The organism is Aliterella atlantica CENA595 (assembly GCF_000952155.1).
Lineage (GTDB): Bacteria > Cyanobacteriota > Cyanobacteriia > Cyanobacteriales > Chroococcidiopsidaceae > Aliterella > Aliterella atlantica.
The window spans coordinates 288,038-312,783 of the sequence record NZ_JYON01000002.1 but is presented as its reverse complement, the minus strand read 5'-3'; the positions used below and the strand labels follow the sequence as shown (position 1 = coordinate 312,783).

The 24,746-nt window shown below is 41.8% G+C and carries 18 protein-coding genes; 7 read left to right on the top strand and 11 right to left on the bottom strand.

Features of this window, described 5'->3' with window-relative positions:
• Positions 1-139: 139 nt before the first annotated feature.
• The 4 genes from UH38_RS03905 to kdpC form a co-directional block, all read right to left on the bottom strand.
• On the bottom strand, positions 140-1,714 hold the full coding sequence (locus UH38_RS03905; protein ID WP_045053301.1) for a serine/threonine-protein kinase: 1,575 nt from the start codon (positions 1,712-1,714) through the stop codon (positions 140-142).
• A gap of 115 nt (positions 1,715-1,829) precedes the next feature.
• Complete coding sequence (locus UH38_RS03900; RefSeq protein ID WP_045053300.1) at positions 1,830-2,981, bottom strand: anhydro-N-acetylmuramic acid kinase; 1,152 nt, start codon at positions 2,979-2,981, stop codon at positions 1,830-1,832.
• A gap of 140 nt (positions 2,982-3,121) precedes the next feature.
• A complete protein-coding gene (locus tag UH38_RS03895; protein WP_045053299.1) occupies positions 3,122-4,627 on the bottom strand; it encodes a methyl-accepting chemotaxis protein in 1,506 nt (501 codons plus the stop codon).
• Positions 4,628-4,962: 335 nt separating this feature from the next.
• Positions 4,963-5,565, bottom strand: a complete 603-nt coding sequence (kdpC, locus tag UH38_RS03890; protein ID WP_144405617.1) for a K(+)-transporting ATPase subunit C — start codon at positions 5,563-5,565, stop codon at positions 4,963-4,965.
• Positions 5,566-6,271: 706 nt separating this feature from the next.
• On the opposite strand from kdpC, the gene UH38_RS03885 reads away from it, so the two are divergent.
• Complete coding sequence (locus UH38_RS03885; RefSeq protein ID WP_235355052.1) at positions 6,272-8,584, top strand: NACHT domain-containing protein; 2,313 nt, start codon at positions 6,272-6,274, stop codon at positions 8,582-8,584.
• Between the two features lie 169 nt (positions 8,585-8,753).
• On the opposite strand, the gene UH38_RS03880 is transcribed toward UH38_RS03885, so the two are convergent.
• The 3 genes from UH38_RS03880 to UH38_RS03870 all read right to left on the bottom strand — a co-directional run bounded on the left by UH38_RS03880 (position 8,754) and on the right by UH38_RS03870 (position 14,466).
• A complete protein-coding gene (locus UH38_RS03880; RefSeq protein ID WP_045053297.1) occupies positions 8,754-11,408 on the bottom strand; it encodes a hybrid sensor histidine kinase/response regulator in 2,655 nt (884 codons plus the stop codon).
• A 129-nt stretch (positions 11,409-11,537) separates the two neighbouring features.
• Positions 11,538-13,658 (bottom strand): tetratricopeptide repeat protein, encoded by a 2,121-nt coding sequence (locus tag UH38_RS03875; protein ID WP_045053296.1) that lies wholly within the window; start codon positions 13,656-13,658, stop codon positions 11,538-11,540.
• Positions 13,659-13,662: 4 nt separating this feature from the next.
• The gene (locus UH38_RS03870; RefSeq protein ID WP_045053295.1) at positions 13,663-14,466 is read right to left on the bottom strand and encodes a PP2C family serine/threonine-protein phosphatase; all 804 of its coding nucleotides are present in this window, start codon (positions 14,464-14,466) and stop codon (positions 13,663-13,665) included.
• A 629-nt stretch (positions 14,467-15,095) separates the two neighbouring features.
• Here UH38_RS03870 and UH38_RS03865 point away from each other — a divergent pair.
• The 5 genes from UH38_RS03865 to UH38_RS03845 all read left to right on the top strand — a co-directional run bounded on the left by UH38_RS03865 (position 15,096) and on the right by UH38_RS03845 (position 20,917).
• Entirely contained in the window at positions 15,096-16,451 is a 1,356-nt protein-coding gene (locus tag UH38_RS03865; RefSeq protein WP_045053294.1) for a response regulator, read from the top strand.
• Positions 16,452-16,483: 32 nt separating this feature from the next.
• Positions 16,484-16,846: a response regulator transcription factor gene (locus UH38_RS03860; RefSeq protein WP_082065297.1), complete on the top strand. Its 363-nt coding sequence runs from the start codon at positions 16,484-16,486 to the stop codon at positions 16,844-16,846.
• 2 nt (positions 16,847-16,848) lie between these two features.
• Positions 16,849-17,343, top strand: coding sequence for a chemotaxis protein CheW (locus UH38_RS03855; RefSeq protein ID WP_045053292.1), 495 nt, complete (start codon positions 16,849-16,851; stop codon positions 17,341-17,343).
• 61 nt (positions 17,344-17,404) lie between these two features.
• A complete protein-coding gene (locus tag UH38_RS03850) occupies positions 17,405-20,248 on the top strand; it encodes a methyl-accepting chemotaxis protein (RefSeq protein ID WP_045053342.1) in 2,844 nt (947 codons plus the stop codon).
• A gap of 159 nt (positions 20,249-20,407) precedes the next feature.
• The gene (locus UH38_RS03845; RefSeq protein WP_045053291.1) at positions 20,408-20,917 is read left to right on the top strand and encodes an Hsp20/alpha crystallin family protein; all 510 of its coding nucleotides are present in this window, start codon (positions 20,408-20,410) and stop codon (positions 20,915-20,917) included.
• A gap of 134 nt (positions 20,918-21,051) precedes the next feature.
• On the opposite strand, the gene UH38_RS03840 is transcribed toward UH38_RS03845, so the two are convergent.
• Positions 21,052-21,471, bottom strand: coding sequence for a hypothetical protein (locus tag UH38_RS03840; RefSeq protein ID WP_045053290.1), 420 nt, complete (start codon positions 21,469-21,471; stop codon positions 21,052-21,054).
• Positions 21,472-21,667: 196 nt separating this feature from the next.
• Between UH38_RS03840 and UH38_RS03835 the strand changes: the two genes are divergently transcribed.
• Positions 21,668-22,027 carry a DUF6464 family protein gene (locus UH38_RS03835; protein WP_045053289.1) on the top strand — a complete coding sequence of 120 codons (360 nt, stop codon included), beginning with the start codon at positions 21,668-21,670 and terminating at the stop codon, positions 22,025-22,027.
• Here the strand turns inward: UH38_RS03835 and fmt are convergent, their stop codons facing one another.
• From fmt to UH38_RS26645, 3 genes are all read right to left on the bottom strand, one after another.
• Positions 22,028-23,032 (bottom strand): methionyl-tRNA formyltransferase, encoded by a 1,005-nt coding sequence (fmt, locus tag UH38_RS03830; protein ID WP_045053288.1) that lies wholly within the window; start codon positions 23,030-23,032, stop codon positions 22,028-22,030.
• A gap of 127 nt (positions 23,033-23,159) precedes the next feature.
• Positions 23,160-24,377: an RNA-guided endonuclease InsQ/TnpB family protein gene (locus UH38_RS03825; RefSeq protein WP_045053287.1), complete on the bottom strand. Its 1,218-nt coding sequence runs from the start codon at positions 24,375-24,377 to the stop codon at positions 23,160-23,162.
• Between the two features lie 84 nt (positions 24,378-24,461).
• A complete protein-coding gene (locus UH38_RS26645) occupies positions 24,462-24,632 on the bottom strand; it encodes a hypothetical protein (protein WP_160295928.1) in 171 nt (56 codons plus the stop codon).
• Positions 24,633-24,746: the final 114 nt, after the last annotated feature.

Sequence of the window (24,746 nt, the reverse complement as noted above, 5' to 3'; positions counted from 1 at the left end):
TTCAGTAGTCATGACAAAATTAAACTAGCAATGAATTAAGGATGTGGAAGTATAGCTAGTTGGAAGTAACTGGACTTGAAAAATAAAAGTTTACTAATATAACCCAAGCTATACGGTAAAAAGGCTAATGCTTGGTAGTTTAAACAAAGACTTTAGCAGCAGAATTGTGCTGAGGTACTTGTAACTTTGCTAAAATCTGCGGTTTAAGCTTTTCAAACTCTTGCTTTAACAGACCTTTGCTGACTTGAGGCTCGGCAACAGAAACTATGCTTTGACTGTTCATCACCCATTTTTGCAGTTGATGGCGTTGCGGTGGAGCGATCGCAATTAACAACGAAGCACAAGCGCATTCTGGAGATTCTCTAGCAAATAATAATAAGCGGTAGCTGCCAGATTCACCAAGTAAACGGGTGATTTCTTGCCCTTGGCGAGTTTTGAGATCCATGTAGTACGCCAACCACTTAGCACCGTGTTGGGCGTTGTGCAAAACTGTAATCCACAACATCATCGGGTGAGGCGTACTAATAAATAAAAATTGGTTGTAGCGAGTAGCCCGCAAACGTTTTTGAATCTCTTGTTGGGGCAGCATTACCCACAAAGCGGAAATAATTTCTCCTCTAGTGCGGATTGGTTGAGGAAAAACAATATCAGCGATCGGTTTATCTTTGGGCCAAGCGGTAGGCTGGAAAATAGGATCGTCGCCAAAAGATTGGTCTAAAAATGGCACACCCAAAGTTAACGCCTGGTTAACTTCTGCTTTCTCTTTTTCTTTAGCAGGCTGAGGGGGCGGCGGTGGCGGTGGTGCAATTACAGGTAAGGCAATATTCTGGCTCTGCTCTAGAGATAGAATAGTTTTCACAATCTCGCTAGCTGTTTGAGGGCGATCGTCTGGCGATTTTGCCAGACAACTCATAATCAAATCTTCGAGTTCTTTCGGGACTATTAACTTAGAATTGGTAGAACTAAAAGAGCGTGGTAATTGGAAGTGATGGGCTTTGTACCAGCCGCCAAAAGAGTCAGTATTAGCTTGAAAAGGCATACTTCCTGTGAGCATTTCAAACATCATCACGCCTAGACTGTAGATGTCAGAACGCGCATCAATGTCATTGCCCTCCATTTGTTCGGGAGAAGAATAAGCTAGCGTCCCTAAATAATACTTAGTTTGATTGCTATCGCCTTGGATGAGTTTAGCGATTCCAAAATCTAGCACCTTGACTAATTCACCCAAGCTGGAATCTTGAACTACAAGGATGTTGCTGGGTTTGACATCACGGTGAATAATCGGACAAATTACGCCATCAACTAAAATGCCCTGATGAGCGCACTGCAAGCCCAAGCTAATTTGCCGCGCTAAACTATAGAATCTTGGTAAAGTCAGTGGTTGGAGGTGGATAGCATCGTTGAGGTTTTCCCCTGGCAAATATTCCATGACATAAAAGGGAGTCCCAAATTCGTCTACACCATAGTCCATGACTCGGACAATGTGAATGCTCTTTTGCCCCAATTGAGCGCAAGTTTTAGCTTCAGTTTCAAAGCGTTCCTTGACGCGAATTTTCTTATTTTGAATAGACAGAGCAAGAAATTTGACAGCTACAGGTACGCCACCCAACAAGATGTCATTTGCACAATAAACTTGCCCCATTGCTCCAGTACCAATTAATTTCTGAAGCTGATAGCGCTTGGCTAATAATCTACCAATGTTGGGATCTGTCATAGGAAGCTAAATTCAATCGGGAAAGAGCGTTTATAGTAGCAACCCGCAAGCGCAGGACTGATATTGGGGTGACGAACTTAGGATACCCAGATTTTTGCCACTACTACCGCGATCGCTAAAAATATACTGGATGAATATGTCCTAGTAATACCTGCTGCTTTGCCCCTGTAACTTGAGGTAAATTGCCAGGAATTTCTAGATTGCGCCAGTATGCCAGTACAGCAAAAGCGATCGCTTCTTTAAAGTCAGCACTTAATCCTACGTCGTCGGTAGTTGACACCACTGTTGGTTGTAATCGAGCTTGCAGTCGCTCTTTTAAGTATATATTTTTACTACCGCCGCCGCAAAGTAGCACTTGTTCGGGTAGCTGGGGTAAAAAAGTTTGGTAGCTATGTACGATGGAGGCAACAGTTAATTCTGTAAGAGTCGCCAACATATCAGCAGGACTAAGGCGATAAGCTTCTGCTGCTAACAGACATCGAGCCAGATATTGGGAGCCAAACAACTCACGACCTGTAGATTTTGGCGGCGCTTGGTGAAAAAAGTCTTGTCGCAACCACTCATCTACCAGATTTTGGCAGGGCGTACCGCTAGCTGCCCACTCCCCGCCCTCGTCGTAACTTTGAGCGCCGTTAGAGTAGTGCTGTACGGCTAAATCGATTAATGTATTAGCAGGTCCAGTATCCCAGCCGCGAATCTCCTCAAGCCAGTGGGGGTTACTGCGGGCGGGTAAATAAGCTACATTGCCAATACCGCCCAAATTCTGAACGCAGCGAGATTTTTCCAGGTGACTGAGCAGATACGCATCCACCTTGGGAACCAAAGGCGCACCTTGACCTCCAGCAGCTACATCAGCAACGCGGAAGTTGCTAATAGTAGGAATACCAGTCAATCGAGCAATTAAATCGCCCCGACCAATTTGCAAAGTATACCCCCCTTGTCCCTCCATCTCTCCTGCTGGGCGGTGGTAAATATTTTGACCGTGAGAGCCGATTAATTGAGCGCTAGGGTAGCTAGCTTGAATATTTAAGGCAGCTTGAGCGAAAACTTGAGCGATCGCATCATCTAGCCTAGCAAGTTCTGCCATCGATATTGCAGCACCTTGGCATACAGCCATAATTTGCTCGGACAATGCTTCGGAGTAAGGGTAAGTTGCTCCTTTTAATAGTTCAATTTGTAAATCTAGCTCTGTACCACTGATATTTACTAATACTGCATCAATTCCATCGACGGAAGTGCCACTAATTAAACCAATTACACGAGTCATACGCCAAAAAATAGCTTTCCTATCAGGGTATAACTGAGCGCGTCCAATTAGCTAATAGGGTGCGTTGACTTGCAACGCACCCTACCTTTACAGCTTTAGATTGACGATTTGAAGTAAGCGATCGAGGCTGCGATCGCGCACTATAGTACAGTTTTGAGTCTCTGAGCGGCTTCGTTGAGTTGCTGAGTGCTAATTTTTACTTGACTGATACCAGTAGCCGATTCTCTTGCACCTAAGTTAAGCGAATTCATGGCTGCTACTACTTGTTGTACTGCTACAGCTTGTTGTTGAGCGCTTAAAGCAATTTGTTGGCTGTTGAGGAAAACGTTATTAATTGAATCGGCAAAACCTGTAAACGTTTCGGCTGTTGAGTTCGTCAAACTCATGCTTCTATCTACTGTTTTTGTGCCTTCATCTGTAACCATTACGGTAGTATTGATTGCTGCTTGGATATCGACAACTAAGCCGTTAATTTTCTCGGCAGATTTCTTGCTTTGATCGGCAAGTTTGCGAATTTCACTAGCAACTACACCGAAACCTTTGCCATGTTCGCCAGCACGAGCGGCTTCTACAGCGGCGTTTAAGGCTAGCATATTTGTTTGGTTGGCTAAATCGGCAACTAAGCCGGAAATACCGCCAATTTGCCCTGTTTGCTCGGAAAGATGGATGATTTGCTCGGCGATCGCTCCTACTTTTTCCCGTAATGTACCCATCCCTTGCATAGTTTCATGCACTGCTTTTGTGCCTTCTTCAGCTAAATTTAGTGCCTGACGCGCTCCGGCTGCTGAAGCTTGTGCTTGTTCGGCTGATTGGCGCGATGATGCGCCTAATTCATCCATTGTGGTTGTAGTTTCGTTTACAGATCCGGCTTGCTCGGCGATCGCTCGTTCTTGTTGTTGTACTGTCGCCGCAATTTCTTGAGAAGTTGTGGAAATTGCCGTACCAGCATCACTGAGCGCCCAATAATAGTTTTGCATCGTCCGCCATACAGCTAGCCAAGCAAATAAGAGAATAATCATCGATATAATCGCGATCGCTATGGCTGTAAATGCTTGCTGAGATTTGGCTTGAACGCTTGACTCTACATACTTTTGCAAGCCTGCTATAGCTTCTTCTAATCCTTGGGAATAAATTTCTTTTTGCTGTTCGTAATCTGCACTTAGAAGCAAGTTAGTAGCAGCTTTAGGATTGCCTTGATTCACCAAATTAAATGCTCGTGTTTCCATTGCGATTAATCTTTCATTAGCGGCGTTGGTTTTCACGAATGCTTCACTCTTAAAGACATCTGGCAATAATTTCTGCGCTTCGGCTAGTGCTGCATCCAATTTTGGCACGTAGGTGTTATAACGGTCTTCCCAACGCTTATTCCCTGTTGTCGCAGATAGACGGGCGCTAGAAGTCAAAACTTCATCTAAATAGGTAATGTCGTTACTCAACTGTTGAATGCGGATATCTTGGGTTTGAATCTTCTTAAAAGAGTTATAAAAATCCCATACATACCATGTCATTCCGGTACATAAGGCGATGGTAAGGGCTAAGGGAACTGAGAGAATCTTCAGGCGCGAAGAGCCACCTGCAACAGCTTGGTCTTTAAAAATAGATGTCGGACTTGAGAAAATATTTAGTTTTTTAATTACTTGTGTCATAACTTACTCAGATTGCTTTTAGCTAGCTTCTAGTAGTCTTTAGATTGCCCAAAAAATCCTATAAACTAACTATTTTTTTATCTGTTTACATAAGTTATGATTTTTGTATAAGTTCAAACAAAAATATGTACTTTTCCTTTATGGGAGCTAGCTTATAATCTTTATGCTCTCAAATATAAGTATATAAGTTAGCTTTATGTATATTTTGAACTCGCATTCAAGACGCATGGCTCTAAACTTATTTGATTTTGCGCTATTTTACAGCCAATAGCTATTTACTCAACTGCATAAAAATTAATACATTTCTATCAGTTATGCGATCGCTCCTCACAATGTTATTGCCCTTGTTGGCGAGACAAGGAAAGCAAATCGAGTTCGCGGTTTAAGTTCAAGACATTAACTCCCTGTTCGCCAAAAATACCTAAAAATCTGCCTTGAGTGTGTTTGGCAATTAAAGGAGCAATATCTTGAGTAGATAAATTGCGGGCTGTGGCTACTCGTTCTATTTGAGCGATCGCAGCGTCTATTGTAATATGCGGATCTAAGCTCGACCCCGAAGTATAAATTAAATCTCCTGTAGGTTGAATATCATTTTCCTCTAAGCGTTGGATCTCAGCCTCAATGCGTTCAACTAATTTAGGGTTGCTAGGAGCAAAATTGCTAGCACCAGATACGCCTGTAGGAGCAGCGTTTTTACCTTGACTGTACTCTACGGTACTAGGACGAGGATGGAAATATACTTCAGAAGTAAAAGATTGTCCAATTAAAGCCGAACCGATAATTTTGCCTTCTAAGTTTGGCACTAAACTACCATTGGCTGGAAAGGGAAAGACAAGTTGACCGATTATCAGCATGAATGCAGGATAAATCAGTGCTGTTAGCAACCAAAGGACTAGAGTCATACGAATAGCTCTAGAAGTCTCGCGGATGATAGACATGACAGATAACTCCAACTACAGGCGATATTATAACTATGCACAGGTTTAGCTAGCGTGTTTGCCAGTCGTCTTTAACCTACGTGTAAAAATACTGTAAGTAAGCTGCTGGGAATTTCTAGGCTGGTGATTTGTCAATCTTGCAGTGCTTAGGCAATCGCTAGTATTAGAAAATTCGCTCTTCTGACTGCAAATATTAACCACCTCTTAATTAGGATTTTAATTGCTCAATATTGCTCGTTTACCTGCCAAATATGGTTTAATTGCAAGTTATCCACTACAATTGATGTGTTTTGTAGGTTTACGATTATAAATGCCTGCAATTGCCTAGATATTGTATGTTTTATTATCTACATTTAAAAATATCTGCTGGCAAATTAGTATTCGACGTTACTACAAGTCAGACTTTAGACTTAGATCGATTAACTGTTTGTACTTGTGCAATAGTAAAAAAAAGTCTATTATTTTTTTAGGTAAAACATATTAGAATATATCTTTTATGTAAGTGCAAGGCGATACTATTGATACTTGTAGCTAATTTTAATAAATGGAATTTAATGTATAAATGCTTGATGGGAATATAAACAACACGATTATTGTCTGAAGGCAGATAAAATAAGGATTTCTGAGCAGTAATCTAAACTAAGCATCTAGCTCACCGCAGCAAAAACTATTGATTTGTAAGTAAAATAAGCAATCTAAATTACAAGTGTCTTTAACAAGCATGACAGAAAGGGCGAGGCGAAGTCTAAAAGCATCTCCTGACGGCATCAAGCGTGCTAAAAAAGCTGTACTAGCCTTTCATACCAAAATAGACTTAGCAGCGGAGTTAGAGATATCTCGCGCTACAGTGCAAAAATTTTTTGCAGGCAAACCTGTGGGTAGAGAAAACTTTCATCATATTTGTGAAAAGTTAGAACTACCTTGGCAAGAAGTTGCTGATATAAGTGACGATAATACAGCTAAATTACAGTTACATCGACAGTATAGCGATATCAATGTAGCAGTACAAGAGGTAAGAGACAAGCAACACGCTAGCATTCAACAAAAATGCGGGATGATTCGCGTTTTAGATATGTCTCAACCAATTAGTTTGGATGGGATATATACCAAGGTCAATATTTTAGAAAAAATTATTGGTAGGCGGCGCTTAGGAGTTGAAGAGTTACTAAAAGTATGCGCTGCTGACGATTTTGAGCGCCCTGGGTTAGGCAAGATTATTCAAAACAGAATATCCGGTTTAGAAGCTGTTAACAAATATCCAAAACTAATTGTTTTAGGTAAACCAGGTGCAGGCAAAACTACCTTTTTAAAGTATTTAGCTATGCAGTGTAGTTTGGGCAAGCTAGAAAACAATAAAATACCAATTTTTATCACACTTAAAGATTTTGCGGAAAATGATAAAACTAAGTTGTTACTCGAATATATCAAAGAGCAATTCGTAAGTTATGGTATCGAAGATTCAGAAATAGCAGAACAGATATTAAGTCAAGGTAAAGCATTAATTTTGCTAGATGGACTTGATGAAATTCGCGAGGTAGACTGCTATCGCGTCTTGCAAGAAGTTCGTAGTTTTAGCAGCAAATTTCATCGCAATTATTTTGCGATCGCGTGTAGGATAGCTACGCATGAATATACGCTTGAAGAATTTACTGAAGTAGAAATAGCTGATTTTGATAGCGAACAAATTACTACTTTTACTAAAAACTGGTTTAGCGACAAACAGGAAGTTAAAAGTCAAAAGTTTATCCATAAAATCAATCAAACTCCACCAATCAAAGAATTAGCAACAAACCCACTATTGCTAACAATGCTATGTTTAGTATTTGAAGAAATGGAGGATTTTCCAGCTAATACTTCAGAACTATACAAAGAAGGCTTAAATTTATTATTAAGAAAGTGGGATGCCAAGCGCAATATTGAAAGAGAACAAATATATAAAAAATTATCGGTACAGCATAAGGAAGATTTACTTAGCCAAATTGCCTTAAAAACATTTCAAAGAGGAGACTATTTTTTCAAACAAAATGAATTAGAAAGGCAAATAGCTGATTACATTTGTAATTTACCTAGTGTTAGTACCAGCGCCGAAATTCTTCAGCTAGACAGTGAAGCGGTACTTAAATCAATTGAGGCTCAACATGGTTTATTAGTAGAGAGAGCTAGAGGAATATACTCATTTTCTCATTTAACATTTCACGAGTATTTCGCTGCTAAAGAAATTATTGCTAGCTCCGATCCACAAGTATTAGAACAAGGCTTGCAAGACTTAGTTAGTCATATTACTGAAAGACGTTGGCGCGAAATCTTTTTACTGACAGTGGGTATGCTGAGAAATGCAGATTATATCTTAATGTTGATGAAGCAAAAAATCGATCGTTTGTTAGCCGATGACGAACAACTACAAGCTTTTTTAAATTGGGTAAAAAGGAAGTCTAGTCAAATATCTTCAGAGCATAAACTAGCAACAATAAGAGCTTTTTACTTTGACCTCGATTTGGCAAGAATACTTAATTCAATCGGCGGTACGCTAGATTTATCAAGGGCGCTAGACGAGTGTTTTACACATAAACTTACTCCAAACTTAGCGTTAGATTTAGCACTAGATCGCACTTTAGCACTAGATCGCATTATTGATTGTGCCGTACAACCTAGTCGAGTAGTTAATAGTGTTATCACCAGAACCTTAGAGCGATCGCAAATTATAGATTGTGAGTTAGAACAACAGCTTCAACAAATTTACCAACAACTACCTAGGGAAAATAGTAATAAATCTGAGTTTAGTATATGGTGGAAAAATAATAGTAAAGATTGGCTAGAGAAAATAAGAAGTATTGTCATCTCTAGCCGTGATATTGGCTACGCTTGGCAATTCAATTCACAGCAGGTAGAGAAGTTAAAACAATATTATGAAGCCAACCAGTTATTAGTAAGTTGTCTGATATCTAATAGTTACATGAGCCGCGCAGTCAGACAAAAAATTGAAGATAGCTTACTATTACCAATAGCCGAACAAAACTAAAACTCTTGCATAAGTCCATAATTCAACAGGCAAGGGGGACTCCAGGGGGATCGGATTGCCAATTTACAGAGCGTTACCTACTTTGGCAAGAAGTTTACTCATAATCATGAGGTTACAAGCATGAATGAAGACTCAAAAATTATAAATTATGGCGCTCTGATTACTTTATTTACGATCGTTTATGCAACATTTGCTTGAGAGTTTGCAGCAACTCATGTTCGTTATAAGGTTTAGCAAAATAAGCTGTTGCGCCTAACTGCATCGCTGTTTGACGATCTTTTTGCCCGCTGCGAGAAGTTAGCATCGCTATAGGTAGCCTAGCAAAAGCAGGATTAGATTTGACACGCGCTAATAAGCCAAAACCATCCAGATTAGGCATATCCAAATCGCAAATTACAGCTTTAATTGGTAGTTCAGCAGACAGCTTTTCTAGTGCAGATAACCCATCTTGCGCTTGTTCGACGCGATAGCCAGCTTTTTCTAGAGTCAAAGACAAAAAGCGCCGAACATTAATTGAGTCATCTACTACCAAAATTGTATCTTTAGCTTCGCCTTCTGTTTCGCGTGTAGGAGTCTCCAGTGGGCGATCGCCCGATTGTCCGAAATTATTAATCCAATCTAGCAGTTGAGGTACATCAACTAGCGGCGCAACTCTACCATCACCTAAAATCGCACAGCTACTAAAGCCAGTTGGCATCTCAATTCCTGGTTCAACTTGGCGAATAGCAACTTCTTGTTCTTTCCAAGAACGCTCGACTAGCAATCCTACCCACTCGTTTTCGCGTTCGATTGTTAATACTGTTGGTTCTGGCGCTAGCAGCTTACTCTCAGCAGCTTTTTGAGGAAGATGGCGAACTTTCAACCACTCCTCCAGCCGAATTAACGGAGCGATCCGTCCTTCCCAACTAATCGCTTCATTACCAGCAATTTCACAAAACTGTGACGCACTAAATAATAGTACCTCACGAATAGCTTCAGAAGGAAAAGCCAGCAGCAGAGAGTTAATTTCGATCGCAATTACGCGCATGACGGACAGCGTAAACGGAACGCTTAAAGTAAAGGTTGTCCCCACTCCCAACTGCGTATCAACCTTAATATCGCCGCGAATTTGTCTGAGGTTAGTCCGCACGATATCCATCCCTACACCTCTACCAGATAAGGCTGTAACTTGGTTTGCGGTGCTAAAACCCGGCTCAAAAATTAAACTTAACAACTTTTCATCGCTGATATTGGAGTCAATACCCAATTGTTGCGCTTTAGTGCGAATTTGCTCTAAATTAATACCTCCACCATCATCTTTAACCGTAATTAAAGTTTGATTGCCTTGGTAAACAGCTTTAATTTCAATTAACCCTACTTCTGGTTTGCCACTAGCCTGGCGAATTTCCACTGGTTCAATGCCATGATCGAAAGCATTACGCAGTAAGTGCATCAAAGGGTTATTTAAAGCTTCTAAAATAGTTCGCTCGATTAAAGTTTGTTCGCCAATAACTTTTAATTGAGCGTTTTTGCCATACTCTAAACACAGTTCGCGAATAAAGCGGGGGAACCTAGCTACCAAGTCGGCAAAAGGTCGCATTCTCACTTGAGTTAAGCTAGTTTGCAATTGTTTAGCGACGCGGTTTAAGTCGCTAACTGCGCGATCGCTTTCTTCTAAGGTAAGTTCGATATCGTCTTTAACTTCTTGCAATTGAACTAAAGCTTGCAGCATAGCTTCAGATGCTTCTACGCTCTGGGTAGTTGGCAATTCGCCCACAGGCATAATCCGCTCTTTTTCGACTGCTTGGACTCTGCGCTCTAGCAATTTATTTAGGCTATGCAGGCGTTCTACATAGATGTTGATGCCATTACGAGCAATAGTTAGTTCGCCAAACCAATCGTTTAACCGCTCTAGTAGTTTTGTCGGTACTCGTACGGTACTTTCTTGATATTCTTGAGCTTCTGCTGAGTTATTTGCGCCAGGTAAGCTAAGTGTCTTAGCTGAAGATGCTAGTTGTTCGACTTCAGCATCTAGATTTGTCAGATCGAAATCTGCTAAAAACAGTTCTGAATCTGGTTCTTGGGCTTCTGCATCTAAATTGAGCGAAGTAGGTAGAGCTTGGATTTCGCCAACTAAAATTATCGCTTGCGATCGCCGCCATGCTTGCAAGGCTTGCTCTGCAATACTTACTACTTGCTCTGGAGTATCTGCTAATTGCTGCGAAATAGACGCGCACAGCTTGGCAAAGGCATTTAACTGTAGCATTTCGCCAAAACTGCCCAAATCCTGCGCCATTGAGGAAATTTCTGGTAGTAAATCATTTTCTTGGGGATTCACCAGCAATGATTCTAAGCGCTGCAAATAATCTTCAACTTCTGTTTCAAAGATCAGCGCCGCCATGTCTTGCCCATCTTCCCCGCCGATGTTGCGCTCGTCTTCGGCTTGAGGCGAACCAATTAGTCGATCTAGTTGGTCAAAAAGTGGATAAGCTTGACTTGCTAACCATTGTTCGTCAACTATCATCCCCTGCAAATTGTAGCTAATAACTTGCTGCAAGCAATCGACAGCAGCGAGCAATAATTGTTCTAGATCGCGATCGATTAAGTCTGGCTGGATTTTTAATACCTTAAAAAAGTCTTCTAGACGGTGAGCCAAATCGCTCAACTTTTGGAAACCCATCATCGCCGCGCCACCTTTGATAGAATGGGCAGCCCGTAATATGGCATCAATGCGATCGCTTTTGTTGCTAGCTAATTCTATTAACTTCGCTTCAATTGTCTTGGCATACTCTTGAGCTTCTTCTAAAAACTGCAATCTAATCTCATTTTCTGTGTCGTCAGACATAGCATTATCAATTTGCTGTAAAAATGCTCGAATATCGATCGGATATTTATAGGCTAGACAATTGTGCAGCTACTGCTAGTCTTACATAGGTAGCACTGCCTCAAATATGTACCTTTAAATTAATAATTCTTAACTTTTATTGGGCGATCGCGGCGGTGTGTCTAATTTAGGTGGCTTGTCTGCAGAATTTTTGATCAACGAATGACAGTTAGTTTCTACTGCCACGCAGATGTTACCGAGATTATCCAGAGCTTGTTGGTATTGTTCCATATCTTTACGCTCTAAAAATATCTTGGCGGCTGTTTGAATATCTGCCATTGCCTCCCAGTATTTTTTGTCTTGTTGTCCCGTTAGCTTTGCTAATTCATAAAGAATGTTTCCTCTCTCTACATAAGCCTCAGCTTCTTGGGGGTTAATTTTTAAGGCTTGATTGAAGTCTTTGAGTGCTTCTTGATAGCCAAAACCGAAGTCCCCTCGTTGTTGGGCTTGCTTGTGGTAAACAATCCCGCGTTTGACATAAGCCTTGGCGCTATTAGGGTTTCTTAAAATTGCTTGGTTAAAATCATCGATCGCAGCTTTATAATCGCTACTGGCATTTTTGCTATATTCTGCCATGTTGTAGCGGACAATCCCTCGGCTGATATAAGCTTCTGCTTCATCGGGTTTGAGCCTTAAAGCTCGGTCGAAGTCTTTGAGGGCGATTTTGTACTCGTTATCAGGATTGCCGCTGTGTTGGGCATTCTCATAGAGGGCATTACCGCGTCCGATGTAAGCTTGAGCATCATTAGGGTTGATGTTCAAAGCTTGGTTAAAGTTTTCAATCGCGCCTTCGTAGTCGCCATATTTGGAATAAATTTTGCCTTGGTAATAGTAGTTACTAGAATCTTTGTTGAGGTCTACTGCGCGATCGCTTACTAATACGCGATCGTCACCAGAGAACAGCACGTTACTAATTTTCGTTGACAATTTAAAGTCTTTAATTAGTAGCGTTACTCCCAACATTCCCACTGCCCCAGCCCCTACCAAACCATAGATAGAAGCGTGTTTGTATTTGCGTCTTGTCGTCGTTCTGTGCAGTTGCCCCATTGCCGCGATCGGCACTAATTTGTTTGGGCTATGACTATAGTAGGCAAGTGCTGGTTTGACTGTTTGCGGAATGTACCTTTTTGGTTTTTTCAAAGGTTGGAGGTGCTTACCCTGTTTGACTGCTTGCACTGAGGGGAAAGGATCGCGTCCTCCTAGTTTGATCGTGCGTTCGCACCAAGGACAAGCGCTTAAATGTTTGCCATAACGATGATGGTGGTTGGTGCTGCAAGCAATTAAATCTTGTTCTGCTTCGCTAATGGCACTTTGCCATGTTTGCGCGTTGGGGCGCATATGGGGATTTTTGTGTCCGTCCTCAAAACAGCGCACGAATAATTGCTGCAACGTCGGGTGCAGCATTTCAAATTTGGGCGCGATGGGGGTAGGTAAGTAAGGCACGCGCCGCCTGCTGTAGATGAAGTGTCCAGCAGCAATTCGGGCTTCGTAAGGTGGCGGTTCGCCCCCGCCTTGATAGATGCCAGCAAAAGGATGGGTTCCTTCCATCAATAGTTGAAATAGCAGTACAGCTAGCCCAAATAAATCGTGTTCTGGTTTGCGGTCTAGTTGGGCAAAACTTAATCCTTGGAGTTCTGGAGGTGTAAACTCTGGTTTGCCCACGCCGCAGCGGTAAATTTTGCCGCTGCGCTCGTTTCTGACTTGAAACGAGTCGGTGTCAACTAATGTAATTAATGCTGTATTGCTAACTAAAATGTTTGATTCGTTGACATCGCCAATGCAATAGCCGCGTGCGTGCAAAGCACCAAAAGCTGCTGCTAAATTACGGGCTGTACGATGCAAATACAAATAGTCAAAAAAGGGACACTTTTGCCGCCGAGTTTTCGGGTTGTAAAAGTCCAGCAGCGAGTGCATTTCTTTGACTCGCGTCATCAAAAACCCAACTACCTGTTTTTTGCTATCTACCGTTCGCAGTACGTCTACGGGCCAAGCTATTGATATATGGTCTTTGCTACCTGCAGGATTGTCGGGAGGATTAGCCAGCATGGTTAAAAGTTTATCGGCGTGAGCCTCTGTAGGCTTGTGATAAACTTTTGCCACCAAAGACTCATCTTGCGGCACTGCATACACCCTCGCCTCGCCCCCATGTCCTAAAGTCGAGGTAGGGTCGATGGTAATAATCTGTGTCTCGAATTGACGTTGCAACCTCATGGCATTAGTTTACGATAGTCGCCAGTAAAAGGGTTAAATCATCATCCGTCCTAGTGGAGATGCGTTCTGAGCGCAGAAACGCTACTAGCTGCTCTTTAGCTTCGCTTTCATCAGTTACGCCCGCCACAAATTGAAACATCGGGAAAAAAAAAGGCGCATAGGGTTTACCTCCGTTCATTTCTAGAGCTAGCATTTGCAACCCATCTGAGAGAATAGCAATATTAGCTACAGTCCCGCGCCAGATATTTACATGAATATTGTCTAAAACGTCAGGCGAAACTAAGAAAATTGTCTCGTTGACGTATTCTCCGCGCTGAGGTGCTGTCAAAGCCACGATGTTTCCAGCTTTGTCTCCAGCTACTGCTACGCCATCACCTATTTGAACTGCGGCAATTAATTCTGGTGTTGCTACTACGATAATTAATGTTGTTGCCAAATCTCTGGATCTAACTTGGCAGGCGATCGCTTCTTCTTCTACTGCTGTTTTGGCGTTCTCTACGGCACTTGCGAGCAATGATTGCCAGGTGTTTTCATCTATTGCTGCTTGTCCTCGCGCAGTTATCGCTCCATACTTGGCGCGGATTGTTTCGACTGCTGTTTGCGAGGCAACTATTGCCCCTACTTTACCCAAACTTGCCGATCCCGCTCCATCTGCTACAGCTGCTACTAATATACCTTCTGGCAATATCTCCCAATGATGAGCATCTTGGCACAGTTGTTTGACTTTCTGGTGACTTGTGCCTAACACTGAGGCTCCTACTACCCGCCAATGACCTAATTCTTTAGAGATATTGTCTTCTATCTGCATTTATCTTTTTTGGCGATCGCTACATCTCGATCTAAACTACCTTTGGCTCAATTTACATCCATATATTTGTTTTGACTGTTGGCTTCCTCCTCAATCTCGCTTGGCGATCGAGCGGTCTTTATTTTAGCCTTTTCTCCAGCTACGATGAGGAACACTTAGTGCTGGCGCAGTTTTTTCATTCTATATCATATTTAATAAATCTATATTTACCTTGATTGTTTATAATTTAACGCTTATTGCCAATTTATGTTAAAATTATAACTAAATGTTGGTGCATTTTACTGAGGATGAGCGAAATTTTTCGGCAAGTATATAGTTAACATCTGTAAAGAAATCAGGCGAATTACCGACTGGCAAGCTTTAAAGCTACAACTGTTGGTATCTGCTGAACCATAGTAAGGCAGCAATATTTAAGTGTAAAGTAATACTAATGCCTTAAGTACAGGCAGAAAGCGCAGTAAAAAATATCGAAAATTTTGTGCATTTTAAAAATAGAAAAGACTTGATATAGAATTATATGTACTAAATTACTGCCAACGTCCAGCATTTTTGCCCAACTTAAAGCTCAAACTTGGCAAATTAATTTAATGATTGAAGTCCTCACATCTGCTCAAAGGGATGAGTGCTAAATGACTAGCTGTGGAACATTCCAAAAACTACGCCCGCTCAGTTTGTTAGCGCATTTGTCTAATTGCTACGATAGCGCTCATCTGAAAGTGTTGAGCAAATCAGTTTCGTGGTCTATATATTTAGAGAACGGAAAAATTATTTACGCATCTCATTCTGTAGATCCCTTCGATCGCTTAGACTGTCACTTACGCCGCCTAGCTCAGAAAATTCCCACGTTAGGTAGCGAAACCCGCTCTAAACTGCGATTGATGTTTGAGAACGAAACAGAAGATAGCGCGGCGATCGCACCTGATTATCAAGCTATTTGTTGGTTAATCGAACGCAAATATTTAGCGATCGAGCAAGCAGAAAACTTAATTGAAGGCTTAGTAAGAGAAGTAATTGAGTCATTTTTATTAGTTAAAGAAGGCAGTTACGAGTTAGCAGGCGATCGCGGAGCAACGCCAAAGTTTTGTCAACTCGATTTATCTGTGCTGCTCAACCACGCTCAAAAACAACTGCATTCCTGGCAAGCATTAGCACCAGAAATTACTTCTCCATACCAACGCCCTTACTTAGCCAATTCTTACAGTAAAACGCAATACCTATCGCCAGAATTAAGGCAAAAACTAACAGCAATTTTAAAAGGATTTAGTTTTCGGCACTTAGCGATTTTACTCAACCAAGACGAGTTGAGATTAGCCCAAAGCTTGCATCCATACATAGCCAACGGCAACATACTATTACACGAACCTCAACCGCCCTTTGATAGCTTGCCAAAAATTGGGGAAGCATTGTCAGCAGAGAGAAATGTTGCCCCAGCAGCCAATAGCAAGCTGATGCCGCCATTGCCAAGCGATCGCCCGCAGAGAGACGTTTCTTTGACACCAGTACCAGGAGTAGGGCAATTTGCCAGCAATTCCTCGCGCAACCTAGAGCCAATCAACAAGCATAGCTTAGAACGCGATCGCCCAACCCCGCCTTTAAGCAGCATCTCAGAGCCAGATAAGAAAACTTACAAAATTGTCTGCGTGGACGATAGTCCAGCGATGTTAAGAGAACTGAGCTATTTTCTTGATGATGAAAGTTTTTCTGTTTCAACTATTAGCGATTCAATTAAAGCCTTAATGCAAATAGTCAGACTAAAACCCGATCTAATTTTACTAGATGTAAAAATGGCTGGAATCGATGGTTATGAGCTATGTCGTTTATTGAGGAACCATTCTTTTTTCAAAAATACACCAATTATTATGGTGACAGGAAATACAGGCATCATTGATAGAGTAAAAGCAAGAGTTGTAGGGGCATCAGGGTATTTAACTAAGCCTTTTACTCAATCAGAATTACTAAAAATGGTATTTAGACACTTATCTTAAATTGCTTAAACTGCTGTAAGGAAAGTTAAATTGTGAGTACAGTTTTATTAGTTGAGGATACAGTATCGCTGCTAGATTTGGTGGGCGGGTATTTACGCGATAGCGGTTATACAGTAATTCTGGCAACTAATGCTAAAGATGCTTTGATTCAAGCAGTGCAAAAACAACCAGATGCGATCGTCACCGATGTCGTGATGCCTGGAATGAGCGGCTTTGAGTTATGCCGTCATCTGAAAAAAAATCCAGCAACCGAGCAAGTGCCAATTATTATTTGTAGCTCGAAAGACAAAGAAATCGATCGCGTGTGGGGCATGAAACAAGGTGCAGCAGCTTATGTCACTAAGCCATTTACCAAAGAACAAATACTTCATGCTGTTAAATCTGTAGTGGGTTAGCGATGGATACTTTTAAAATAGAACCCCAGTCAGATCGAACAGATAAACCTGCGGGAGACAGTTATTTAAACTTTTATTTAAACAATGATACTCCTGCGGTACTATCAATGGCACACGCTCAAGAAGTGCTAGTAGTGCCAAGTAGCCGCTTAACTTTAATGCCTAATATGCCTGAATGCGTGCTAGGACTATTAAATCGGCGCAACCGTGTCATCTGGGTAGTAAGTCTTGCTGGGTTGCTAAATTTACCAAAGCCCGATCCCATTGCTGGACAGTATCACATAGTAATTGTTCGTGTCGGGCAAATTAGTATAGGATTTGTTGTTGCTGAAGTTAAAGGCGTGACGAGATTTCTCCCAGATAGCATTCAATCGCCCTCAAACAACGTCGAGTCAGAACTAGCTGCTTATTTGCATGGATGTATTTCACAACCAAATCAAACATTACTGGTTTTGAACGCTGAGGCGATTGTCCGTTCGCCTCATCTGAAAAACTAATGAAAATTAGCTGAAGCTAAAAAAATAATTTGCCAGAGCAATATTACTTTGAGGCATGGGTATGACTACAAAATTTGAGCCAGAATCGCCAGCAGATAAAGATCAAAACATTCAAAGTCCAATCCTTGAAGATGCAGACGAAATAATCGCTCCAACTAGCTACTCAGTACCTCAAACACAGTTTATATCGAAGCGGGGAATGAGTTTGAGAGCCAAAGCGACATTTATCGCGATCGCTCTTAGCGCCATCCCAATTATTTTAGTCGGTCTGGCAACTTCTTATCTAACTAGCCGCAGGATTGTTGACAATATAGAACAACAACAAAAAGTCCGCACGCTGGCATTAGCTAGCCAAATAGATGCATTCACCCTGCAACGCTATCGCGATATTCAATCGTTAGCTCAACTTAGCATTCTCAACAATCCCAACACCCGCGCAACTACTTCAGATCCGACCAAGCAAGCAATATTAGAGCGATATATTAAAGAAAATCCAGGATATGACAGTATTGCAGTCATCGACTTGACAGGGAATACGACCCTGCAATCAGGTGGTGGTAAACTGCCTAACTATAGCGAAATCAATTATTTTCAAGAAGTTCTCAGAACCAACCGTCCGGTAATTACCCCGCCGAGAAAGTCATCGGGAACCGGAGAATATTCAATTTTTGCCGCCGCACCAGTAGTCGATACAGATACAGGAGAAACAGTTGCCATCGTGCGATCGCGCACGCCCTTAAAATACTTCAATAACATTCTCCAAACTGAAGAAAAAAAGCTAGCGCAAAATATTCGCGGCTACGTTTCCGAAGAATATTTTGCTGTTAATGACATCGGTAAAGTTGTAATTGCGCCCCCAGAGCATACCGATTATATAGGTAAAGACATTCAAGATATTTTTCCCACAGTAGCAACGAGATTAAAAACCACAAAAACCGTTGCTAGTACCATTGCCAACGATTTATTAGAGCGAGAGTCCTATTTAGTATCTTACGCGCCTGTTGGCGGCGTGCCAGGCTTGCCAGAACTCAACTGGAATGCAATGGTAACTCAATCTACAGACGAAGTATTTGCCGCCCGCAGAGAGCCGTTATTGACTTTAGCATTGGTGACACTAGCGATCGCCGCAGTCGTAGCAGCGATCGCCGCGATTTTGGTAAATAGAGCGCTGCGCCCAGTAATGGCAGCATCAAAAGCGGTACGCCAATTAGGAGCAGGTAACTTAGATGCACGCTTGCAGGTCAAAGGCGAAGACGAATTAGCAGCTTTGGGAACCAATATCAATTCAATGGCAGACCAACTGCAAACCCTAATTAGAAGACAAGAATCTGCCACCGAAACAGCCCAGATATTTACAGACATTACTTTACGCATCCGCCGTTCGCTCAACTTAGAAGATATCCTCAAAACATCAGTAAGAGAAGTTCGCAAAGTTCTACATACCGAGCGAGTAGTTATCTATAGTTTCAACCCAGATTTGAGTGGTACTGTGATCGCTGAATCAGTAGTACCTGGTTGGACGCAAGCTTTAGCATCCACTATTGACGACCCTTGTTTTAAAGATAAGCACATTAAAAGTTATAAAAATGGGCGAGTACGGGCAATCAACGACATTTATCAAGCAGGGTTGACAGAATGCCACATTCAAACTTTAGAAAGATTTGAAGTCAAAGCCAACTTAGTTGCGCCAATATTAAAAGACAATCAGTTGCTCGGCTTATTGATCGCTCATCATTGCTCGGAACCGCGTACTTGGCAAAATACAGAAATCAATTTATTTACGCAATTAGCCGCACAAATCGGTTTTGCCTTAGACCAAGCCAATTTGTTAGAGCAAGTAGAAAAATCGCGGCAATCGGCAGAAGCCATGTCCGAGGAGCAACGCCAGCAAAAAGAGCTATTGCAAAATCAATTAGTAGAGTTGCTTAGTGAAGTAGAAGGCGCAGCCAGCGGAGACTTGACAGTTCGCGCTGAAATCACTACAGGAGAAATCGGTACAGTTGCAGACTTTTTTAATGCGATCGTCGAAAGCTTGCGCGAAATTGTTACCTCAGTAAAACAAGCTACTGACAAGGTAAATATATCTATTAATGAAAACGAAGGCGCAATTCGGCAGTTAGCTGAGGAAGCTACCAAGCAAAGCGAAGAAATTATTCAGACTCTAGATTCAGTAGAGCAAATGACGCTATCAATCCAATCTGTAGCAGATAGCGCCCAGTCCGCCGCCCAAATAGCGCGGAATGCTTCTAGTAGCGCTCAAGCTGGAGAAGCAGCAATGGATCGCACTGTATTTAGCATCTTAAATTTGCGCGACACAGTTTCACAAACAGCGCACAAAGTCAAGCGTTTGGGCGAAGCTTCGCAACAAGTATCTAAAGTTGTGGCTTTGATCGATCAAATCGCCCTGCAGACGAACGTACTAGCAATTAACGCCAGCATTGAAGCTTCTCGTGCTGGAGAAGAGGGCAGAGGTTTTGCTGTAGTAGCAGAAGAAGTTGGGGAACTAGCAACTAAAGCAGCAGCAGCTACCAAGGAAATAGAATACGTGCTAGAAAATATTCAGCAACAAACTAGCGAAGTTGTCAAAGCAATGGAACTAGGCAGCACGCAGGTAATAGAAGGAACGTATTTAGTTGAAGATACCAAGAAGAATTTAGGCGAAATTCTTGAGGTATCGCGCACGATTGACGAATTAGTGCAATCAATTTCTCAAGCGACAGTATCGCAAGTAGAGACATCGCAAGCAGTAACGCAGTTAATGAGTGCGATCGCCCAAACATCAGAAGAAACAGCAATTTCCTCTCGCCAAGTTTCTAAATCCCTAAAACGCACCGTAGAAGTAGCCCAACAATTGCAATCCTCGGTAGGCACATTTAAAGTCCGCAAGGATTTTGATAATTCGTAATTCGCGCATTCGCGCATTCGTAATTATCAGAGGGATTAGGGGGTAAATACTGCTGCCACGATCTGGTTTACCTCACTGCTAAACCCTTATAGAGTCGGCATCATAGAGAAGTGTGAAGCAAATGAATTGAACTAATAAGGTTTGGAGATAGGTTAAGTTATGGTACTAATTCGTTGGCAACCGATGCAAGAAATGGAAGCTCTACGCCGTCAGATGGATCGTGTTTTTGATGAAGTAGCACAAGCCAAGCATGAGGCGCAAGTAACTTGGCGACCTGCTGTAGAATTGCAAGACACTGAAGAAAATATTATCCTCCGCGCCCAAATTCCAGGTGTTGCAGCCCAAGATTTAGATATTAACGTCACTAAAGGCGCAGTGGCGATCGCTGGCGAACGTCGTTACGACAAAGACTCTAAGAATGGTTACTTCCGCTCTGAGTTCCGTTATGGTAAGTTCCAGCGCGTTATTGCTTTACCTGTTGCGGTGCAAAATGACCAAGTAAAAGCTCAATTCCAAGATGGAATTTTGACTTTAACTTTACCTAAAGTTACTGAAGCACGTCGTCAGGTAGTAAAAGTTAATTTAGCAGATACAAATACTGCAACTGCAGCTACAACTCATGCAAGCGATGCAGTTAACCAAGCTGAAAATACTACCGCAACTGTATAATTCTCATAACAAGCTGCGATCGCGGCTTGTTATGTTACTTAGATAATTATTGCCGCCAGATAGTATAAGAGTAAACCTTAAACTATTTAGCGGTTATTTTATATATTCGTGCAGTGGCTACGAACATATTACGCTTATAAATCTATTTCCTTAACATGATGCTGATATATATGTCGTAAAAGTGCAGCTAAAGCTGCACTTTTAGTTTTTTTACTTTTTGCGATTGTTTGGGCAATTAGCTTTGCTTCATTAATGTTGATCCGAGGCAAAGATGCATGATAATTTGTTAATTCTTGGTTTGCTGCAACTAAATCTTGATGGACTAAATCTATTTCTTCGCGGTAACTTTGGGCAATTTGAATTTCTTCATGCAATTGTTGTGTGATGCTGTATAACTGTTCGCGTAATATTTCGATTTCATCCTCAAAGTCTATTATCAACTGTTGTAATGTATCATTTGTAACTCCAATATCAGTTGTTTTGTTGCAGTTACAATCGCAGTAGGAACAATTTACTCGCATAAATTTATATTCAGTAAATTTAGTAACTTTCACCTACTCTAATGTAGCGATTTGCTACTATCTCCGAGCCACAATATAGCTAGAACAATACAAATACTTGGGCATATGCTATAGTGCGGCGTTCCTATCTCTTAGACTAGAGACTTATCTTTAAGATAAACTGAAGAACTCATAACAAGCGATCGCGATATTATCAAGAGATATTAAGGATCTTTATTTAGGCTAATTTATGGAGCAAAATTCGCTACCAACGGAGATTGTTTTGACGCATCCGCGTCAGTGTTTGGGAACTATCCAACTTGATTGGACACCCCAACCAGGCAATTATTTAGATATTGAAGGCAAAACGTACGCTGTCTTAGAGCGCCGTCACCGCTACCATTTAAAGTCAGGGCGCTATCGATTGCATAAAGTAGCAATCTACGTCCAAGCAGCACAAAGACCAAGTGAAAAGAGCTTGATCGAAGGGCGTTGGGTAATTGGCGATGCTAGCTGTCGTTTCAACGCCCGTTCCGAAATTATCCGCTGTGCTGTCAACCCTCCAGGACCATGCGAATCCTGCCATTATTACGAAAAGTGTGAAGGATAATTAACTTTCAGCTTGAATGCTATTGACTGCTAATACTTCACCTACAGTTAACCGATTACCATTAGCAAAGTCCCAACCTGATTGCGATCGCGCTCCTGCCATTTGCACTTGTTGTAAGAGCAACATTCCCGCACCAGTCCCAATTACAGGTCCTATGCCCTTAACAATACTGATAACTGTACCTGGCGTTGATAAAGTTAAATCCAATTGCTGGTAAAGAGCTTGAATATTTTGGGGCAATTGATTTAAATAGTCTTCAGCTAAGGGAATTGTCGAGATAATTTTCAAAGGTTGACCGCGAAAAGTTGTCGTACAGTTGGGGAAAAAACCTCTTACTTTGTTATGCAGTGCGATCGCGCTTTGCTGCCAATCTAGGACATAATCTGACTTTTGAATTAACGGTGCGGAGGTTGCTTGAGTATCATCTTGCGGTATTGGGCTAATTTCCTCCCACTTTGTCAGCGTCTCAATCAGTAAATCTGCTCCCAAAGGGGCTAAATTGTCTGCTAAATCTTGGGCATTATCTAATAGAGCAATGGGCGTATAAGCTTTTAGCAGCATTGCACCTGTATCCATACCTGCATCCATTAGCATAGTTGTAATCCCCGTTTGCGTCTCGCCCAAGCAAATACACCATTGAATTGGCGCTGCACCTCGGTACTTAGGCAAAATAGAGCCGTGAACGTTAATACAGCCCAAAGCGGGAATATCGAGAATTTCTTGAGACAGAATTTGTCCGTAAGCAACAACTACAAATGCATCAGCACCAAGCTGTTTTAGTGCTGTCAGCGTGTCAGCATCTTTTTTGACCCGTTGCGGTGAAAAAATAGGTAGATCGTGCGCCAAGGCTACAGTTTTCACAGGTGAAGGCGTAGTTTGATTGCCCCTACCTCGACGTTTATCAGGTTGACTAACAACAGCTAAAACTTCAAACTCTGAATGTTCTAGCAAGCGCTCTAAGGTAGGTACTGCAAACTGAGGAGTACCGAAAAATACGACTTTCATTAACTAAAAAATTATGGAATTAGAGTCAATAGACCCTAGATTTATTGATAACCTATCTGCCAAGATGACGGCTAGCTAACTGCATCGCTTGACACTCCCACGCCGTTCTACGGCGTGGATTCTTCTTTCACGGACACTTACCTAGATTAGTATTGCTACTAACCCCCAGCAGTACGTCTCCAGAAGCAATTTGACTGACGGGCTGCCCGACCGCCAGAATCCCACGTTGCAAAATTACTTGGGCTGCGGCAACATCCCTATTGGTTGTATAGCCGCAGTTAGAGCAGTAATGCGTTCTTTGCCTCAAGTCTTTTTTGCCTGTATGCGTTTGACAATTAGGGCAGATTTGACTTGTGTAGTTCTTATCTACTTTGAGAAAAAACACATCTCGTTTCCAGCAGACGTAAGACAAAATATTAAAAAACTGTCCGTATGCTGCATCAAGTGTATGCTTCCCAAACAGTCCCTTAGCCCAAGCAATAAAGTTAATATCTTCAACAAATATTGCTCCGACACTGTCGCATAACTGATGGGCTAACTTGAAATGCCAATCCTTGCGGGTATCGTTGATTTTTTGATGGATTCTAGCTATTTTGCCAGTCAGTTTTAGCCAATTACTAGAACCTTTTTTCTTATGCTTTAATCTTCGTTGCAGTAATTTCAACTTGCCTTGAAGTGCATTAAAAAAACGAGGTCTAGAAACTAATTCCCCATCACTGGTAGCTAAGTATTTGTCTAAGCCGATATCTACCCCTAGAAAATGACCATGAGCGGGAACGTCTGGCACTTGTACGCCTAATTGATAAGTTAGCATGACAAAGTAACCAGTTACCCGTCTCGCTACCCTCATCTGCTTCAAAATAAAGCCTTCAGGTAGTGGTCTAGACATCCTCATTCTTACCCAGCCTATCTTTGGCAACTTGACTCGACCCACTTCAACTGCGTTTTGCTTTACGTCTGGATAGACAAAAGAACGCATTTTCTTTTTGAATCTGGGAAAGCCGTGACCGCGCTCCCACATACTTACAAACGCTGCCTCTAACTGCCTGAGAGTTTGCTGTAATACATGAATATGTGGTTCAGTAAGTTCGACAAAGTTCTTCTTTGCTGATGTGAGCGACTTGCACTGACTGTAGTAAGTTGGACGAGCTAAGTCTGGAGGTAGTATGTATTCAGAAGTTAGACTACAAGCATTAACAGCACACCTACGAGAGTTAACCCAATCCTTGCGTTCGCCCAGTGCATAGTTGTAGACTTTCTTGCAGGTAAGTAACCATGCCTCAAATGTCTGCATTTGCTGCTGTGAAGGTTTCAGCTTGTACTCGTAGTTTACTGTTATACTCATAGCGGTATTATAACGTACTGAATAAATTACACTTAACTTATTCACGTTAGAGGGAGACAAATGAAAATCCGCCCTCCACTACGTTCAAGGGCGGGGATTGAAACCCATTGACAGCGCCGATTGCATGGTGGAAGGATCTGCGCCATAGCTATTACTAAGTTGCTGCATAGTATTGAGGTTGCTATCTAGCTGACTTGTACTACCTTGCTGGTCTTGGCTATCTATGGCATTAATAATTTGGTCGAAAAGTCCCATCTTGTTTACGGTGTTACAGAATCTTTTTTAGATTACAGCGATCGCCAACCTTTAGCCAAGCGCAGAAAAGTATGTTCTGCGTTGAGAAAGATTAGAATTAGCATTATCCGCCGT